Here is a 16,152-nt window from a genome sequence, read left to right on the forward strand (position 1 = left end):
GAGGTTGGGGCTGGCACCCCCCTCTGTCAGCTTCGCTGACATCTCCCCCACAAGGGGGAGATCAGATCTGAGACCGCCGTTTACCGGCCGCCAATGACGCCGATATAGTCCGACACCCAGCGGTGATAGGGCACGCACTCGCCCTGGCTCGCGCATTTGGAAACGGGCGTCTTCCAGAACTTGATCTTCTCGAAGTCGTTGTAGCCGTTGGCCGCACAGCCTTCGTCGGTCAGCAGTTCATTGCCCTTGCAGGCGGCCGGGACCGAGGGAACGGTGCCGAACCAGGCCGAAACGTCGCCCTGCACCTTGGGTGACAGCGAGTGTTCCATCCACATATAGGCGCAGTTGGGGTGGGTGCTTTCGGCATGCAGCATGGTCGTGTCAGCCCAGCCGGTCGCACCCTCCTCCGGGAAGACCGAGGCGATCGGCAGTTTTTCTGCCTTCAGCAGGTTGACCTGGAACGGCCAGGAGCCGGAGGCGACGACGCCTTCGTTCTTGAAGTCGTCGATCTGGATCATCGCATCATGCCAGTAGCGGCCGGCCAGCGTGCGCTGGACACGCAGCACGTCGAGTGCGGCCTTGTACTGGTCTTCGTTGAGTTCGTAGGGGTCCTTGATGCCGAGTTCCTTCTTGTGGAACATCAGGTAGTTGGCGGCGTCCGCCACATGGATCGGACCGTCATAGGCCTGGATGCGGCCCTTGTTGGACTTGCCGTCCGGCAATGTCATCTCCTCGAACACGACGTTCCAGCTCTTCGGCGCCTGGCCCTTGAAAGCCTCGGTGTTGTACATCAACACGTTCGGCCCCCAGACATAGGGCGTGCCATAGTGGGTGCCGTTCACCGTATGCCAAGGGGCGTTCTGCAGGCGCTCGTCGATGGTCGACCAGCTCGGGATGAGGGCGGTGTTGATCGGCTGGACACGCTTGCCGGCAACCAGCCGCAGCGATGCATCGCCGGAGGCGGTGACGAGGTCGAAGCCGCCTTCGTTCATCAGCGCAACCATTTCATCAGAAGTGGCGGCCGTCTTGACGCTGACCTTGCAGCCGGTCTTCTCTTCGAAGCCCGTGACCCAGTCATAGGCCTTGTCGGTCTCGCCGCGCTCGATATAGCCGGCCCAGGCGACGATCGACAGTTCGCCTTCTCCCTTGCCCAATTCCTTCAGCGGCTCCTGCGCAAAGGCATGGGTGGCGAAGGCGAGCGAAAGGGTGAGCGCGGTGCAGGATTTTAGAATCTGCTTCATCTTCAATCTCCCGGTTTGGTCCGTGTTTTTCACGGTTCTGTTCCCAGAAGAAAGGTGCCTCTATTTTGCCGCTTTCGCAAATTCATTAATCAGAATGTTGCTATCTGTTTTTCCGATATCGATCAACTTTAACGGGACCTGCCGCTGCGCAGGGCCTCTGCAACCCCGATGAAGTCTTTTGCCGATTGCGGCAACCCGGATCCCTTGCGCCAGACCATGCCGACCTGAACCACGGGGAGAGCGCCGGAGACGTCGCGGCTTTCGATCCGGTCGCCTTCCAGCGACCAGGGCCGGTAGACGAGATCGGGCAGGAGCGCGATGCCGGCGCCGGTGGCGACCAGGCTGCGCACCGCCTCGACCGAGCGTGTACGGAAGGCGACATGCGGGCGAGCGCCGAGCGCGGTCAAAAGCTTGCCGGTATTCTCCTCGATTTCGTCGACCGTCAGCATGATCAGCGGCTCCTTGGCGATATCGGCAACGGAGATGATATCGGCGGAAACCAGCGGATGACCGAGCGGCAGCCAGAGACGGTAGGGGGACGTCTCGATGATTTCCGCCTGCAGCGCCATGCGGTCGCGCAGGTTGGAGATGACCATGACGGCGACATCGAGCTCGCCGCCGACCAGCAGATGTTCGAGATAGGAGCCATTGTCCTCGATGGCACTGACCTCAACTTCCGGGCAGGCGCGGCGATAGCGGGCAAGGAGATCGGAGAGAACGTAACCGGCAACGAGCGAGGTCACCCCGAGATTGAGCTTGCCGCCGGTGCGCTCAACCCGCTCCTGTGAAAACGAGCGCCGCGCATCCGACACACCGGCAAGGATCTTGGTCGCATGGCGCAGGAACTGGTGGCCGTTATGGGTGATGTGCAGCCCGCGCGGGTGGCGCTCGAACAGCTCGACGCCCAGGTCCGTCTCCAGTTCCTTGATGGCTTCGGTGATCGAGGATTGCGAGATCGACAGGTTCTGCGCCGCCCGGGTGATGGAGCCCTGTTCGGCGACGGCAACGAAATACTGGAGCTGACGGAGTGTGAAGGCCATGGCCTAGCTAACACGGGCAGAGGGGGGAGTGGCAAGGTGGATAGATCTTCGGAGTGACGTACGCCTCAGTTGTCGCCCCAATCCTCCGGGAAGTCGCGGCCTCCATAGAATATGCGCACGATGCGGACCGTATCGTTCTCGACAAGGAACGCGATCGACGCGCGACGTTCAAAGCCAGTGATGCGCAGGCCCGGATGAAGATCGTCGCGCTGCGTACCGCGAAGGGGAAAATCGGCAAGGGCCATGCATGCCTGTTCAATACGATCGATATAGACTTCCGCTCGTTGGACGCCGCTGTTTGTCGCGATGTAGTGATAGAGTGCGATAAGATCGTTTTCCGCCGCGGGACGAAAGACGACTTTATGCGTCACAGCTCACCTTCCAGCATGGCGAGAGCGAAGGCGCGCGAAAACGTCCGCCGCCGGAATATCGGGCCGAGGATCGTTTATCGCTTCACGAATTTTGGCGCGCATGATTTCGTCCAAAGCTGCCTCTTCGCGATCAAGGGCGCGCAAACCTGCGCGCACGACTTCGCTTGCTGATTCATACGCGCCTGACTGTAGCCGCGCATCCAGAGAGGCTTGCTGCTTGCCGAGAGTTACGGTGATGGGTTTGCTTGTTCGCATAGGGCTGAAATTAGCACGACAACATGACATTGTCATACTCGAATGTGTCGGAAGTTTCAGAATGTCGGATAGAGGACAGAACCTACTAGAATTCCGGTTATGATCAGTGGTCATTCAGGATTGGTCACTCATGTCAACAGATAGCCTTTTCCCCACGGAGCCGGGTATCCTCGCCTTCCACAAGCGCTGCGAAGAATTTTATCCGGCCGATGCCGTCGATGCGCCGATTGAGCAGCAGCGTAAGTGGTACGACGCGCTCTGCGCCGAGTTCGATGCGCCGTTGCCGGAGGGGCTCACGCGGCACGATGAAATGGTTGGCGACCGCATTCCGATACGCCGGTACCGGCCGGCGGACATCGCAACCCGAACGCGGGTCTTCTACATTCATGGCGGCGGCTTCGTTGTCGGATCGCTGGAAAGCCATGATGCCATCTGTGCGGAGATTGCGCATGCGGCGCGGGCTGAACTGGTGTCCATCGACTACCGGCTGGCGCCGGAGCATGTCTGGCCGGCCGCCTTCGACGATTGCTTCGAGGTGCTGACCTGGCTTCTCGCCGATGGCCGGCCGCTGGTCGTTGTGGGCGACAGCGCCGGCGGCAATCTGGCGGCGGGCATCGTGCTCAAGGCGAAGACGGAGGCAATCACGGCTATCGTCGGGCAGGTGCTGATCTATCCGGGGCTCGGTGGTGACCTGACGTCGGGCTCTTATGCGGAAATGGCCGAGGCGCCGGGCCTGTCGACGGCGGATGTCCTCTACTACCGTGAGGTGCTGAAGGCGCCGGCGGAGAACGCCTTTGCCCATCCGCTGAAGGCCGCCGACCTCTCCGGATTGCCGAGCGCCTACATTACTTCGGCGCATTTTGATCCCTTGCGCGACGACGCTGCAGTCTACGCTCAGCGCCTGATCGCCGCCGGCGTCAACGTCACCTATCGCGACGAGCCGCAGATGATCCATGCATGGCTGCGCGCCCGTCACATGAGCGAGGGTGCGCGGCAAGGCTTTCTGCATCTCTGTCGCGCTGTCAGTGTCCTTGCAGGAACGCTCTGATCACCCCTTGGCCTTGAGGACAAGAACCGGGTCGGCACTGAATTTCGCCGGGAACAGGGCCCTGAGGTTCTCGATCTTCGGCAAGTCGTTGTAGACGATGTAGGGGTAGGTCGGATTGAGCGTCAGGAAGTCCTGATGGTATTCCTCGGCCGGATAGAAGGCACTCATATCCGAGACCTTGGTGACGATCGGTTCGCCGAACACCCCCGCCTTGTCGAGCTGGGCGATATAGCTTTGCGCGATCTTCTTCTGCTCGCCATTGGTGGCAAAGATTTCCGAGCGATACTGCGTACCGTGGTCCGGGCCCTGATAGTTCAGCTGTGTCGGATTGTGTGCCACCGAGAAAAATATCTGCAGCAGCTGACCGTAGGTGACCTCTTTCGGATTGTAGGTGACCTCGACGGACTCTGCGTGACCCGTATTGCCGCTGCCGACTGTCTCATAGACGGCGGTCTCCTTCGCGCCGCCGGAATAGCCGGACACCGCATTCTTCACGCCCTTCACATGCTGGAAGACACCCTGCACGCCCCAGAAGCAGCCACCGGCGAAGACGGCCTTTTCGGTGGTAGCGCTCGTCGTTTCGTCGATGGCGGGAGGAGGAATGACGACGGCTTCTTCGGCGGCGTTGCTGAAAGTCGAGGACATGGCGAAGAGTGCCGCGGCGATTGCGGTTGCGCCAAGGCCGAGCACGAGGGAGCGCCCGGGCTTTCGAAAGCCGGTTTGTGTTTTGATGGACGGCATGGCATTCCTCCTGTTTCACCGCGGCCGCAATGTGGTTCACGGCCTCAATCCGGCGACATGAGCCATTGCTTCATGAGCCAACTCTGGCCTGATGCTCCTTCACGGGTCAAATCGCAAATGCGTGCGTAACGCCAAAGTGAGAAGCCGGCCGCAGCGCTACACGCTCGTGTGATGTCAGAGGAATGGATGGATATGACGGCTATCACCGATCTCGACGTGCTCTTGCGCGACATGCGCCCGGACTTGCGTCCCGCAGAATATGTCTATTGCACGGTGGCGCCTGAGGAAGCGGGGGACTGGCTTTCGTTGTCGCCTCTCGGTTTCTTCCGCGAGGATGAAGGGATAACGCTGATCCTCGAGCGCACGGTGGCCGACAGCGCCGGCCTGGCTTACGGGCCGGTGCTGCGCTGCATCACGCTGACGGTGCATTCGGCGCTCGAGGCGGTTGGCCTGACCGCGGCGGTCGCGGCGGCGCTGACGCGGCACGGCATCAGCGCCAACGTGGTTGCAGCCTATTACCACGACCACATTTTCGTGCCGGCCGCAGACGGGGAGCGGGCGCTCGCCGCCCTGGCCGAAGCAAGGCCCGTCTGACCGATTACATAAAGTCGCGGGGAAAACGCTTCTCGAAGATCTTTTGGAAGATCTGCGTTTCGCCTTCGAAAGCCGTCACCGAGGCGGATGTCAGCCATTCGGTCGCCGTGCAGCCGATCCGCGAGATCGAGATGGTCTTGACCGACCAGTTTTCGCGTTTTGCAATGCAGGTCCAGGTCGATACCCCGGCCATCGACAGAGGGTCGTCCGTGGCGATGGACCAGGTCTCGTCGCGAATGTCCTGCGTGGCGAAACCGGTACCCGGATGTTCGAACAGGCCGGTATCCTCGTAGATATGGTAGCGCGTCTCGCCGGTCGTCATGTCGCGCTCGACGCGGCGGCTGGTCTTGCCGGGCGCAAGCTCGATATATTTCGGCAGCGGATCGAGATTTGCCGGCTCCGGCATGGTGATGACCTGATGGTCACCCAGCTTTGGCAAGGCAAGCCCGAGCGAGGCGAGATCGAACGTCAGCCCCGGATCGGATGGGGCGGGCAGCACCATCGGCCAATAGGATGTCGAGAGCGACAGGCGGATGCGGTGGCCTTCGCCGAAGCGGTAACCGCAGGCGTCGAGTACCAGCCTGATCTGCGTCTTCTTACCTCTCTCCATCGGCTTCGGCTCGGCGTAACCGTCGCGGTGGGCAAGATTGAGGACGCCAAAGGTGACGCGGGTTGCCGTCCCGTCCGGATGGACATCGACAAGGCGGGCGATGAGGTTTGCCCAATCGCCGTCGCAAGCCAGTTCGACGGTCAGCACGGGCTGGCCGAGATAGTCGACCGCATGCGTCAGCGGCGCGGTCTCGAATGTGAGCGAGCCGGCATCGTCTATCCGCTGGTCGCCCGCCATTTCTGCGTCCGGCTTCAGCGTGAACCATTCGCCGGCGGCGATGCCGGTATCGAGCGGCGACCTCAGATAGGCGTTGTGGTCGTGGGCGCCAGCGATCGGCATGCCATCCTGCAGGCTGCCGAACTGATCGACGTAGAAGCACTGCATTTCCGGCGGCTGCCATGTTTCCTTGGCAATCCAGAAGCCTGGCTCTATATCGCGCCGCAGCGCGGGCTTCGGACCATCGAGAATGAAGGCCCGCATCTGCGGCAGGTTTTCGACGCCGGTATCCTCGTCGCGCAGCCAGCGGTTCCACCAGGCGATCGCTTCGCCATGAAAATCGGCGCGCGGCTTCGGCCAGGCAAAATGCGGATATTTGTGGACCCAGGGACCGATCAGCGCTTTCACGCGGTCGCCCATGCCTTCCGCTGCCTTCATCGGCGTATTGCGATAGCCGTCTGCCCAGCCCGCGATGACCATGGCCGGGACCGGGAAGCCGTCGAAATTCTCGCAGATCGAACCGTGTTTCCAGAAGTCGTCACGGCGCTGGTGTTCGAGCCATTCCTCCATGAAGAAGGGTTCGTTTTCCAGCCGTTCCAGCCACATCTCCTTCCACCTGTTGCCAACGAGCGCAGGATCGGGCGAGCGCGACTGGTAGGCGAGCATTGTCGCCGCCCAGGAGAGTTGCGCGGAGAGATGCGTGCCATTCTTGTAGTGGATGTCGTCGTTGTAACGGTCGACCGTCGAGGCGATCGAGATCACCGCTTTCAGTGCCGGCGGCTTGAGGGCGGCCACCTGCAGGCAGTTGAAGCCGCCCCAGGAGATGCCCATCATGCCGACTTTGCCGTTGGACCAGGGTTGGGCGGCGATCCAGGCGATCAGCTCGCAGCCGTCGGCGAGTTCACGCGGTGTGTATTCGCCGTCGATGACGCCATCGGATTCGCCGGAACCGCGGATATCGACGCGGACGCCGGCGATTCCCGCAGCAGCAAATACCGGGTAGGTGGATTCATCGCGCGGGCTGGTGCCGTCACGCTTGCGATAGGGCAGGTACTCGAAGACCGCCGGAACCGGATTGCTGTCGGCTCCCTCCGGCATCCAGATGCGCGCGGCCATCCGCGTGCCGTCCTTCAGCATGATCCATTGGTTCTCGATGACGGTGAAATTGCCTGTGGTCATATGCATATCTTTTCTTCATGCTGGTGAGGGTCATGTCACCAGCGTCGCGGAAGGACGATGATGTTAGGAAGAAATGTTGTCGCTAGCGTTTTGATCCTGGCGCTGGCGGGGCCAGTTGCCGCCGATCAGGTCGTGCTCCTGCCATCCTGCGCGCTTTCCGGCGCGACCAGCGTCACCATAGGCGGACAGCCGGCGCTCAGGATGTCCGACGTCGTGAATTGCCCGCCCGAACTTTACGAAATCGTGCCGAGCATCTCCATCGAAGGACAGCCGGTCGTGCATTTCCGCTCCGGTGCAGGCGCCAAGGGCGATTGTGCCGCGAAAGGCGATCCAACCGTCGCGCTGGAGGGCGAGGCCGCGCAACGGCTCGGGGATGTGACCTGCACGGGCAAATGAGTTCGCAGCCCGAGCCAGTCGGCTTCGGGCTGCATGTGTGTCGCCAAGGTTCAATTTCCAGCGCTCTCCATCCTGCGTGTCGTCAACACCTTCTCCAGCCATCCGAGTTCCATCTCCGGCACGGATTTAAGGAGAAGATCGGTGTAGTCGTCGAAGGGCGGTGACAGGACCTTGGATTTCGGCCCGAACCGAACGAGCTTGCCCCGATGCATGACGGCGACGCTGTCGGCGATGGCTCGCACGATGGCGATGTCGTGGGTAATAAAGACATAGGAAACAGCGGTTTCCTCCTGAAGTTTCATAAGCAGATTCAGGATGCCCTCGGCCACCAGCGGATCGAGCGCTGAGGTCGGCTCATCGCAGAGGATGAGTTCCGGCTTTGCCGCCAGCGCCCGGGCGATCGCGACTCGCTGCTTCTGGCCACCGGACAGTTCAGCCGGGTAGCGGTCGAGGAACCGGTCGCCCATCTCGATCTGGTCGAGCAGTTGCCTGACCCGCTCCGTCTTCTTGGCGCCGTGCAGGCCATAGTAGAAGGAGATCGGCCGGCCGATGATGTCGCGCACCGTCTGGCGCGGGTTCATCGCCGTATCGGCCATCTGGTAGATCATCTGCACGCGGCGAAGTTCGTCCTTGGTGCGCCCGCTCAGCGCCCTTGGAAGCTCCTTGCCGTCGAAGGTGATCTTGCCTTCCTGGGGCGGTAGAAGACCGGTGATGACGCGAGCCAGTGTAGACTTGCCGGAGCCGCTTTCGCCGACGATCGCCAGCGTCTGGCCCTTGGGCAGATGCATGGAAACGTCATGCAGCACCTTGAAGCCGTTGGCATAGCCGGCACTGACATGCTCGATATTGAGCAACGTGTTGCTCTGGTCGCGGGCTTCCTCGCGCTTGGTCTGGCGGACGCTGACCAGGGCGCGCGTATAGTCCTGGTTCGGGGCTTCGATGATTTGCTTGGTCGTGCCGTATTCGACGGTCTTGCCGTGGCGCAGCACCATGATGTCGTCGGAGATCTGGGCGACGACGGCGAGATCGTGGGTGATGTAGAGGGCGGCCGTATGCGTTTCCTCGATCGCATGCTTGATTGCCGCCAGGACGTCGATCTGCGTGGTGACGTCGAGCGCCGTCGTCGGTTCGTCGAAGACGATCAGCTCCGGGTTGGGGCAGAGGGCCATGGCGGTCATGGCGCGCTGCAACTGGCCGCCGGAGACCTGATGCGGATAGCGGTCGCCGAAGGTCTCGGGGTTCGGAAGGCCGAGCACCTTGAAGAGATAGAGCGCGCGCTTTTCCGCCTCGGGGCGGCTCATGATCTTGTGGCGCAGAGCGGCCTCGATCACCTGATCGCCGAGCTTGTGGGCCGGGTTGAAGGCGGCGGCTGCCGACTGCGCGACATAGCAGACCTTGCAGCCGCGGATGGTTCGAACGCCGTCGCGGCCGAGCGTCAGGATATCCTTGCCGTTGAGCAGCACCTGACCGCCGGTGATGGCTGCGCCGCCGCGGCCATAGGCGAGCGCCGAAAGCCCGATGGTCGATTTACCGGCGCCGCTTTCTCCGATCAGGCCCAGCACCTTGCCCTTCTGGACATCGAAGGAGACGTTTTCGACCAGCGTTACCGTTTTCGGAGGCTCACCCGGCGGATAGCTGGTGGCCTCGATTTTCAGGTTCTTGACGGAAAGCAGATCAGGCATCGCCGCGCCCTCCCTTGAGGCTCGAGGTTCGCTTCATCAGCCAGTCGACGACGAGGTTGACGCAGATGGCAAGGCCGGCAATCGCGCCGCCGGGCACGAGTGCTGCCGAGATGCCGAAGATGATGCCGTCCTTGTTGTCCTTGACCATGCCGCCCCAGTCGGCGGCCGGCGGCTGGATGCCGAGGCCGAGGAAGGAGAGGGTGGACAGGAACAGGATCGAGAAGGCGAAGCGCAGGCCGAATTCCGCCAGAAGCGGCGACAGGGTGTTAGGCAGGATTTCCCGGAAGATGATCCAGCTCGTGCCTTCGCCGCGCAGCCGCGCCGCTTCGACGAATTCCATCACCGCGACATCGAGCGCCACGGCGCGACCGATGCGGAAGACACGGGTACTGTCGAGCACCGCCATGACGAGGATCAGGATCCAGAGCTGTTGCGGCAGGACGGCAAGCACGACAAGCGCAAAGATCAGCGTCGGGATCGCCATCATCAGATCGTTGAAACGCGAGAACAGCTGGTCGACGAAGCCGCCGGTGACGGCCGCCGTAAACGACAGCAGCATGCCCAGCGAGAACGAAATGACCGTTGCTGCCAGAGCGACAAAGATCGTCGTGCGGGCGCCGAAGATCAGGCGGGAAAGCAGGTCGCGGCCTAGGTTGTCGGTACCCAGCAGGAAGTCGCCGCCCATCGGCAGCCAGATATCGCCGACCACGTCACGTTCGCCGTAGGGTGCAATCCAGGGGGCGAAGAGGGCGCAGAACAGAGCCAGCGTGATGCCGGCGATGCCGACCCATGCACTGAATGGAATGGAGCTCAATCTCATCGTGGGTGCCTCAATCTCGGATTGGCGAGGATGGCGAGAATATCCGCCGCCATGTTGAGGAAAATGTAGAAGGCGGCGAAGATCAGGCCACAGGCCTGCACCACCGGCATGTCGCGCACCGTGACGGCATCGACCATGTACTGGCCCATGCCCGGATAGACGAACACGACTTCCACCACCACGACGCCGACGACGAGATAGGCGAGGTTGAGCGCGATGACGTTGATCACCGGCGCAACGGCATTGGGAGCTGCGTGCTTCGCGATGATGCGAAAGGCGCTGAGCCCCTTCAGCTCCGCGGTCTCGACATAGGCCGATGACATGACGTTGAGGATCGCAGCCCGCGTCATGCGCATCATATGGGCAAGGACTACGAGCACGAGGGTCGCGACCGGCAGCGCGATGGCCGAAAGCCGCTCGCCAAACCCCATGCTGTCATAGACTGTGGCCGGGAAGGTCGCGACGCCGAGCTGAACCGCGAAGAACAGGATCAGCAGGTAACCGACAAAGAACTCAGGCAGCGAGATCGCCGCCAGCGAGATGACGTTGATGATCTTGTCGGGCAGCCGGTTTCGATATTGAACGGCAAGCATGCCGAGCGCGACGGCAAGGGGCACGGAGATCAGCGCGGCAAAAAACGCGAGGAACAGCGAGTTTCCAAGCCGCTTGCCGATCTGTTCGCTGACGGAGTTCTTGCTCGCCCAGGAGGTGCCGAAATCACCCTTGACGGCGCCGCCGAGCCAGTTGAGGTAGCGTTCGGTAAGCGGCTTGTCGAGGCCGAGATCCTTGCGGATGTTTTCAACCGCCTGCGGGGTCGCCGACTGGCCGAGATAGGTGGTGGCGAAGTCGCCGGGCAGCGCTTCCACGCCGCCGAAGATCATCAGCGACACGGCAAAGAGTAGACCAACGCTCAAACCCAGGCGCTGGATGATGAGGGCCGCCAGCGGGCGGCGCAGGGTAAAACGGCGCCAGAACGTCCCGGTCACGACACCCGTCGTGGGTGTGACCATCGCTCCGGAGGCGGGTGCGGGCTGCGAGGGACTGTCGCCCCCCGCACCCATGCCCGTCGTCAGCGCCGGACCCGTGAGTGGTCCGCCGCCCGTCATCAGGCGTCGAGCCAGACGCGGGTTGCGACGTAGCCGTTCGACATGTCGTTGCCGATGTCGTGGACATAGCCCTTCACCTGCTTGGTCGAGGCGTTCACGAAATCGTTGAACATCGGCAGGATCAGGCCGCCTTCATCGCGAACCATCATTGCCATGGTGCGGTACATTTCCTTGCGCTTGGCCTCGTCCAGTTCCGAGCGGGCTTCGAGCAGGATCTTGTCGAAATCCGGACGCAGGAACTTGGTGTCGTTCCAGTCGGCGGTCGACAGATAGGCCGTCGAATACATCTGGTCCTGGGTCGGGCGACCGCCCCAGTAGGAGGTCGAGAAGGGTTGCACGTTCCAGACGTTCGACCAGTAGCCGTCGCCGGGCTCGCGTTTCACTTCGATCTCGATGCCCGCCTTCTTGGCGCTTTCCTGGTACAGCACGGCCGCATCGACGGCGCCCGGGAAGGCGACGTCCGACGTGCGCAGCAGAACCGGGCCGCTATGGCCGGATTTCTTGTAGTGGAAGGCCGCCTTGTCCGGATCGTAGGCGCGTTGCTCGATCCCTTCAGGGAAGAGCGCATAGGTCGAGTTGATCGGGAAGTCGTTGCCGACCTTGCCGTAGCCGCCGAGGATGGTCTGGACCATGTTTTCACGGTCCATCGCGTATTTCAACGCCATGCGCAGGTCGTTGTTGTCGAATGGCGCTGTGTTGCAATGCATGATGAAGACGTAGTGGCCGCGGCCGGCGGTCGAGAGAATCTCGACGGACGGCGCACGCTTCAGCAGCGCAACGGTCTTCGGATCGACGCGGTTGATATAGTGAACCTGGCCGGAGGAAAGGGCGGCGATGCGGGCCGTGGCATCGTTCATGTTGATGATCTCAATGCTGTCGACATAGCCGCGGTTCGGGTTCCAGTCGTTCGGGTTCTTTTCGAAGGTCGAACGAACGCCAGCCTCGAAGCTGGTCAGCTTGTAGGGGCCGGTGCCGATCGCCGCGTTCGGATTGTCGTAGCCGCCGCCCGGCTGGATGATCAGGTGATAGTCGGACAGAAGCAGCGGCAGGTCGGCATTGCCTTCCGTCAGCGTCAGGACGAGATCGCCGCCCTTGTTCTCGATCGTCTTGATCGACTTCATCACGCCGAGGGCGCCCGATTCCGACTTCTCGTCGGTATGGCGCTGCAGGGTCTTCACGACGTCTTCGATCGTCAGCTCCTTGCCGTCGTGGAACTGCACGCCCTTGCGGATCTTGAAGGTCCAGACGGCTGCATCCGGTGAAGGCTCCCAGGATTCGGCAAGAGCCGGAACGGCAGCACCTGTCAGCGGATCGGATTCGACCAAGAGGTCGCCCCAGTTACGGCCGACGCAGAAGAGCACCTGGGAGAGGGCCTTGGCCGGATCGAGTGCGTCCGTGGCCGAGCCGCCTTCGAGACCGAGCTTCAGATGTCCGCCGCGCTTCGGTTCCTGCGCGGCCGCACTTGCGGCAAACAATGTGCTGGCGCTCGACAGGGCGATGCCGGCGGCCATTGCCCGGCCCATGAATTCACGCCGGTTCATCTTGCCGATCTTGACCTGATTGGCGAGGTAGTTCTTGTATTCGCTCATTCCCCTGTTCCCTTTGTTTGATGGCTTTTGCCGTTCTGATTATTGTTCGATCACTGGTTGATCAGGTTGCTGCTAGAATGCCTGCCGAAAGACAGGGAGGCCAGTCATTTTTGCGGCTTTGTCTGCCGCTCGGTACCTTTCCTGAAGTGGGCGTTCCGCTGCCGGAAGACCCTGTTGAAATTGATGCTATCGTCCAAATGACGACCTGTATTGATACAAAAAATCTGCAGTTTTCATAAGTATGCCTTATGGCACGCCGCGGTAAGGCAGTAGTGTTGCGCCCAGACGGTCGCGTGGAATTCGTGACGGCTATTTCCCCTTCCAGACCGGATCGCGTTTCTCCGAAAATGCCCGCGCGCCTTCCAGTTGGTCCTCGCTCGAGTAGAGAATGTCGACCGTCTTGAACTGGCGTTTGGTGATCTTGTTCATCGTCGTCTGGAAATCCTCGCCTTCGGCGGCGCGGACCACTTCCTTTATCGCGGCGTAGACCAGCGGCGGGCCGCTTTCGAGCAGGCGGGCGAGTTCCCAGGCTCGGTCCATCAGCATGCCGGCGGGCAGGATTTCGTTGACGAAGCCCCAGCGATGCGCCTCGTTGGCATCGAGCCAGCGGCCAGTCAAAAGCATGTCCATGGCGATGTGATAGGGGATGCGCTTCGGCAGCTTGATCGAGGCGGCATCGGCCACCGTGCCGGAGCGGATTTCCGGAAGCGCGAAGGTCGCGTGGTCGGCGGCGAGGATGAGATCGGTGGAAAGCGCGATCTCCAGGCCGCCGCCGCAGCAGATGCCGTTGATTGCGGCGATGATCGGCTTGTTGAGATCGCGCAGTTCCTGCATGCCGCCGAAGCCGCCGACGCCGTAGTCGCCATCGACCGCGTCGCCCGCGGCAGCGGCCTTCAGGTCCCACCCCGGACAGAAGAATTTCTCTCCCTCACCGGTGATGATCGCCACACGCAATTTTGGGTCGTCGCGAAAATCGTGAAAAATTTCGCCCATGATCCGGCTGGTCACCAGATCGATGGCATTGGCCTTCGGCCGATCGATGGTGACTTCGAGAATGCCGCCTTCGCGGCGGGTTCTGATTGGTCCGGTCATAGGCGTCATTTCCTTCGACGGATCAGGGCGTCGGCGGCAACGGTTCCAGACCCCTGCGGCAGCACCATGATAGGATTGATATCCAGTTCTTCGAGCTTGGAAGCGTTTGCTGCGACATAGGATGCCACGGCAGCGACAGCCGCCATCAGCGCCTCGATGTCGCCTTTCGGGCTGCCGCGATAGCCGTCGAGCAACTTTCTGATTTTCAGGCCGCAAATTGCTTCGCCGATCGCCTCCGGCGTGGTCGGCAGGGTCAAAATCGCGGAATCCTCCAGCAGTTCCACGAGGATTCCACCCGCTCCGACGGTGAGCACAAGGCCCGCGACGGGATCGCGCAGCGCGCCGACGATGATTTCCGCGACGGGCCTTGCGATCATTTTTTCGACGAGGTAGCCGGTGGCGACGTTCTTCATGGCGTCTGCCGCGTCGAGCACGGATTGACGATCGCTCAGATTGAGCTTGACCGCCCCTGCTTCCGTCTTGTGGGCAACACCAAGGCCCTTGAGCACGACGGGAAAGCCCAGCGCTTCCGCCGCATCGGCCGCCTCGGCCGCGGTGTTCGCAACCCTGCCGATCGGCACGGCGAGGCCGAACTTCGCCAGTTCGGCCTTGGCTTCACTCTCGCTGAGTGTGACGATTTCGCCTGGCAGTGGTTTCGCAGGCAGAAGCGGCATCGGCGCCGGCCTTGCCCAGGCTGCGCCGATGCCTGCGGAAATCTCGGCCGCGGCCAGCGCTTCATCGATGCCGCAGAACGCGACGACGCCGGCTGCCATCAGCGATAGCGCCGTTTCCTCCGGCATGTTTTCGCCGAGGCTGGCGACGATGCCGGCCACGGCGCCGGTTGCCCGGGCAGAGGCGACGACGGCTTCGCAGGTGGTGTTCCAATCTGCCGCGTCGCAGCGGTCTTGACGGGGAAAGTCGAGAACGACGAGATTGAGGGCATAGTCGCCCTTCATCATCGCGGTAAAGGCGGTCGTCTGCTTCTCCCGGTTGCCCCAGACGAAGGTGTGGTAGTCGAGCGGGTTGGCGATCGTGACCATGTCGCCGAGGCTTTCGCGCAGCGGCTGGCGCTGTTCCTCCTTCAGGGCGCGAAACACCGTCTTACGCCTGACGCCGGCATCGGCCATCAACGATGCCTCGCCGCCCGAACAGCTCATCGATGAAATGTCGAGGTTTTTCAGTGGCGGGTGAAGGTGCAGCAGCTTCAGGGTTTCCAGCAATTCCGGCAAAGTATCGACGCGGCCGATGCCGAGGCGCTTGAGCAACGCGCCGGAAACGGCATCGTTGCCGGCAAGCGAGGCCGTGTGCGAGACGGTCGCAAGCTGCGCCTGTTCCGATTTGCCGACCTTGAGCGTGACGACCGGCTTCTTCAGTTCCCGCGCCCGCGCGGCCAGCCGCTGCAGCGCCTCGATGCTGTCGAAGCCCTCGATGTGCAGGCCAACGGCGGTGACGCGCGGGTCTTCAAGGGCGGCGATAGCGAGTTCGGAAAGGCCGGTCTGCGCCTGGTTTCCGGCCGTCATGATATAGGCAAGCGGCAGGCCGCGCATCTGCATGGAGATGTTGCAGGCGATATTCGAGGACTGGGTCAAGACGGCGACGCCCCGGTCGACGCGCTGCATGCCATGCTGGTCGGGCCAGAGCAGGGCGCCGTCGAGTGCATTGATGAAACCGTAGCAGTTCGGCCCGACGATGGGCATATCGCCAGCGGCTGCGACCAGCGCGTCCTGCAGGTCGTTGCCATCGGCAAGTTCGCTGACGGCCTCGCGAAATCCGGACGCATAGCAGATCGCGCCGCCGGCGCCCTTGGCGGAAAGATCGCGGACGATGTCGATCGTGAGCTGGCGGTTGACGCCGACGAAGCAGGCATCCGGCGCGGATGGAAGGTCTGCCACGGAGCGGTAGCACCGGCGGCCGAAGATTTCGTCCTCCCGGGGGTGGACCGGCCAGATCTCGCCCTTGAACCCCATCTTGTCGCATTGCTCGATCACCCGGCGCGCCTCCTTGCCGCCGAAGACGGCGATGGATCCGGGCCTGATCAGTCGGGTGAGTGAACGCGTCATTCGGTGGCACCTTCGTTTGACGCGAATACCCCGCCCCAACCCCTCCCCACAAGGGGGAGGGGCTTAACCTGCGGCAACGGCATTGCGCCAATCACCCGCCGAACGAAGGAGG

The 16,152-nt window shown here is 62.2% G+C and carries 16 protein-coding genes; 4 read left to right on the forward strand and 12 right to left on the reverse strand.

All coding sequences use genetic code 11. The features are described from left to right. Positions 1-80: 80 nt before the first annotated feature. The 4 genes from A3AY_RS0114640 to A3AY_RS37885 form a co-directional block, all read right to left on the reverse strand. Positions 81-1,241: an ABC transporter substrate-binding protein gene (locus A3AY_RS0114640; protein ID WP_018326403.1), complete on the reverse strand. Its 1,161-nt coding sequence runs from the start codon at positions 1,239-1,241 to the stop codon at positions 81-83. A 128-nt stretch (positions 1,242-1,369) separates the two neighbouring features. Next, on the reverse strand, positions 1,370-2,281 hold the full coding sequence (locus A3AY_RS0114645) for a LysR family transcriptional regulator (RefSeq protein ID WP_018326404.1): 912 nt from the start codon (positions 2,279-2,281) through the stop codon (positions 1,370-1,372). A gap of 65 nt (positions 2,282-2,346) precedes the next feature. Beyond that, positions 2,347-2,652, reverse strand: a complete 306-nt coding sequence (locus tag A3AY_RS0114650; protein WP_018326405.1) for a type II toxin-antitoxin system RelE/ParE family toxin — start codon at positions 2,650-2,652, stop codon at positions 2,347-2,349. Positions 2,653-2,655: 3 nt separating this feature from the next. Then, positions 2,656-3,021 (reverse strand): type II toxin-antitoxin system ParD family antitoxin, encoded by a 366-nt coding sequence (locus A3AY_RS37885; RefSeq protein ID WP_338053426.1) that lies wholly within the window; start codon positions 3,019-3,021, stop codon positions 2,656-2,658. A 16-nt stretch (positions 3,022-3,037) separates the two neighbouring features. On the opposite strand from A3AY_RS37885, the gene A3AY_RS0114660 reads away from it, so the two are divergent. Continuing rightward, positions 3,038-3,955, forward strand: coding sequence for an alpha/beta hydrolase (locus tag A3AY_RS0114660; RefSeq protein WP_018326407.1), 918 nt, complete (start codon positions 3,038-3,040; stop codon positions 3,953-3,955). On the opposite strand, the gene msrA is transcribed toward A3AY_RS0114660, so the two are convergent. Continuing rightward, positions 3,956-4,600: a peptide-methionine (S)-S-oxide reductase MsrA gene (msrA, locus tag A3AY_RS0114665; protein ID WP_051108353.1), complete on the reverse strand. Its 645-nt coding sequence runs from the start codon at positions 4,598-4,600 to the stop codon at positions 3,956-3,958. A 288-nt stretch (positions 4,601-4,888) separates the two neighbouring features. On the opposite strand from msrA, the gene A3AY_RS0114670 reads away from it, so the two are divergent. Then, positions 4,889-5,290, forward strand: coding sequence for an ACT domain-containing protein (locus tag A3AY_RS0114670; RefSeq protein ID WP_026203451.1), 402 nt, complete (start codon positions 4,889-4,891; stop codon positions 5,288-5,290). Between the two features lie 4 nt (positions 5,291-5,294). Here the strand turns inward: A3AY_RS0114670 and A3AY_RS0114675 are convergent, their stop codons facing one another. Next, complete coding sequence (locus tag A3AY_RS0114675) at positions 5,295-7,295, reverse strand: CocE/NonD family hydrolase (protein WP_026203452.1); 2,001 nt, start codon at positions 7,293-7,295, stop codon at positions 5,295-5,297. A 57-nt stretch (positions 7,296-7,352) separates the two neighbouring features. Between A3AY_RS0114675 and A3AY_RS0114680 the strand changes: the two genes are divergently transcribed. Beyond that, a complete protein-coding gene (locus A3AY_RS0114680) occupies positions 7,353-7,691 on the forward strand; it encodes a PAAR domain-containing protein (RefSeq protein WP_083925980.1) in 339 nt (112 codons plus the stop codon). Between the two features lie 50 nt (positions 7,692-7,741). On the opposite strand, the gene A3AY_RS0114685 is transcribed toward A3AY_RS0114680, so the two are convergent. The 4 genes from A3AY_RS0114685 to A3AY_RS0114700 all read right to left on the reverse strand — a co-directional run bounded on the left by A3AY_RS0114685 (position 7,742) and on the right by A3AY_RS0114700 (position 12,888). Next, entirely contained in the window at positions 7,742-9,373 is a 1,632-nt protein-coding gene (locus A3AY_RS0114685; RefSeq protein ID WP_018326412.1) for an ABC transporter ATP-binding protein, read from the reverse strand. Continuing rightward, on the reverse strand, positions 9,366-10,193 hold the full coding sequence (locus A3AY_RS0114690) for an ABC transporter permease (RefSeq protein ID WP_018326413.1): 828 nt from the start codon (positions 10,191-10,193) through the stop codon (positions 9,366-9,368). Before A3AY_RS0114690 ends, A3AY_RS0114685 begins: the two co-directional genes overlap by 8 nt. Next, entirely contained in the window at positions 10,190-11,203 is a 1,014-nt protein-coding gene (locus A3AY_RS0114695; RefSeq protein ID WP_420830241.1) for an ABC transporter permease, read from the reverse strand. Before A3AY_RS0114695 ends, A3AY_RS0114690 begins: the two co-directional genes overlap by 4 nt. Before the next feature lie 95 nt (positions 11,204-11,298). Further along, positions 11,299-12,888 (reverse strand): ABC transporter substrate-binding protein, encoded by a 1,590-nt coding sequence (locus A3AY_RS0114700; protein WP_018326415.1) that lies wholly within the window; start codon positions 12,886-12,888, stop codon positions 11,299-11,301. Positions 12,889-12,908: 20 nt separating this feature from the next. On the opposite strand from A3AY_RS0114700, the gene A3AY_RS39185 reads away from it, so the two are divergent. After that, positions 12,909-13,127 carry a hypothetical protein gene (locus A3AY_RS39185; RefSeq protein WP_154663295.1) on the forward strand — a complete coding sequence of 73 codons (219 nt, stop codon included), beginning with the start codon at positions 12,909-12,911 and terminating at the stop codon, positions 13,125-13,127. A gap of 70 nt (positions 13,128-13,197) precedes the next feature. Here A3AY_RS39185 and A3AY_RS0114705 read toward each other — a convergent pair whose 3' ends face one another. Together A3AY_RS0114705 and A3AY_RS0114710 are read right to left on the reverse strand one after the other, a co-directional pair. Then, entirely contained in the window at positions 13,198-13,980 is a 783-nt protein-coding gene (locus A3AY_RS0114705; protein ID WP_018326416.1) for a carnitinyl-CoA dehydratase, read from the reverse strand. A gap of 5 nt (positions 13,981-13,985) precedes the next feature. Further along, entirely contained in the window at positions 13,986-16,040 is a 2,055-nt protein-coding gene (locus tag A3AY_RS0114710; RefSeq protein WP_018326417.1) for an acetate--CoA ligase family protein, read from the reverse strand. Positions 16,041-16,152 lie beyond the last annotated feature (112 nt).

It is taken from the genome of Rhizobium giardinii bv. giardinii H152 (genome assembly GCF_000379605.1).
In the GTDB taxonomy this organism is placed as follows: Bacteria; Pseudomonadota; Alphaproteobacteria; order Rhizobiales; family Rhizobiaceae; genus Pararhizobium; species Pararhizobium giardinii.

Coding starts and splice junctions, on each gene's coding strand:
- A3AY_RS0114690 (WP_018326413.1), bottom strand. CDS start 10,193: ATGAGATTGAGCTCCATTCCATTCAGTGCATGGGTCGGCATCGCCGGC.
- A3AY_RS0114685 (WP_018326412.1), bottom strand. CDS start 9,373: ATGCCTGATCTGCTTTCCGTCAAGAACCTGAAAATCGAGGCCACCAGC.
- A3AY_RS0114670 (WP_026203451.1), top strand. CDS start 4,889: ATGACGGCTATCACCGATCTCGACGTGCTCTTGCGCGACATGCGCCCG.
- A3AY_RS0114710 (WP_018326417.1), bottom strand. CDS start 16,040: ATGACGCGTTCACTCACCCGACTGATCAGGCCCGGATCCATCGCCGTC.
- A3AY_RS0114640 (WP_018326403.1), bottom strand. CDS start 1,241: ATGAAGCAGATTCTAAAATCCTGCACCGCGCTCACCCTTTCGCTCGCC.
- A3AY_RS0114700 (WP_018326415.1), bottom strand. CDS start 12,888: ATGAGCGAATACAAGAACTACCTCGCCAATCAGGTCAAGATCGGCAAG.
- A3AY_RS0114675 (WP_026203452.1), bottom strand. CDS start 7,295: ATGACCACAGGCAATTTCACCGTCATCGAGAACCAATGGATCATGCTG.
- A3AY_RS37885 (WP_338053426.1), bottom strand. CDS start 3,021: ATGACCACTGATCATAACCGGAATTCTAGTAGGTTCTGTCCTCTATCC.
- A3AY_RS0114660 (WP_018326407.1), top strand. CDS start 3,038: ATGTCAACAGATAGCCTTTTCCCCACGGAGCCGGGTATCCTCGCCTTC.
- A3AY_RS0114645 (WP_018326404.1), bottom strand. CDS start 2,281: ATGGCCTTCACACTCCGTCAGCTCCAGTATTTCGTTGCCGTCGCCGAA.
- A3AY_RS0114680 (WP_083925980.1), top strand. CDS start 7,353: ATGATGTTAGGAAGAAATGTTGTCGCTAGCGTTTTGATCCTGGCGCTG.
- A3AY_RS0114705 (WP_018326416.1), bottom strand. CDS start 13,980: ATGACCGGACCAATCAGAACCCGCCGCGAAGGCGGCATTCTCGAAGTC.
- A3AY_RS0114695 (WP_420830241.1), bottom strand. CDS start 11,203: ATGGTCACACCCACGACGGGTGTCGTGACCGGGACGTTCTGGCGCCGT.
- A3AY_RS39185 (WP_154663295.1), top strand. CDS start 12,909: ATGGCTTTTGCCGTTCTGATTATTGTTCGATCACTGGTTGATCAGGTT.
- msrA (WP_051108353.1), bottom strand. CDS start 4,600: ATGTCCTCGACTTTCAGCAACGCCGCCGAAGAAGCCGTCGTCATTCCT.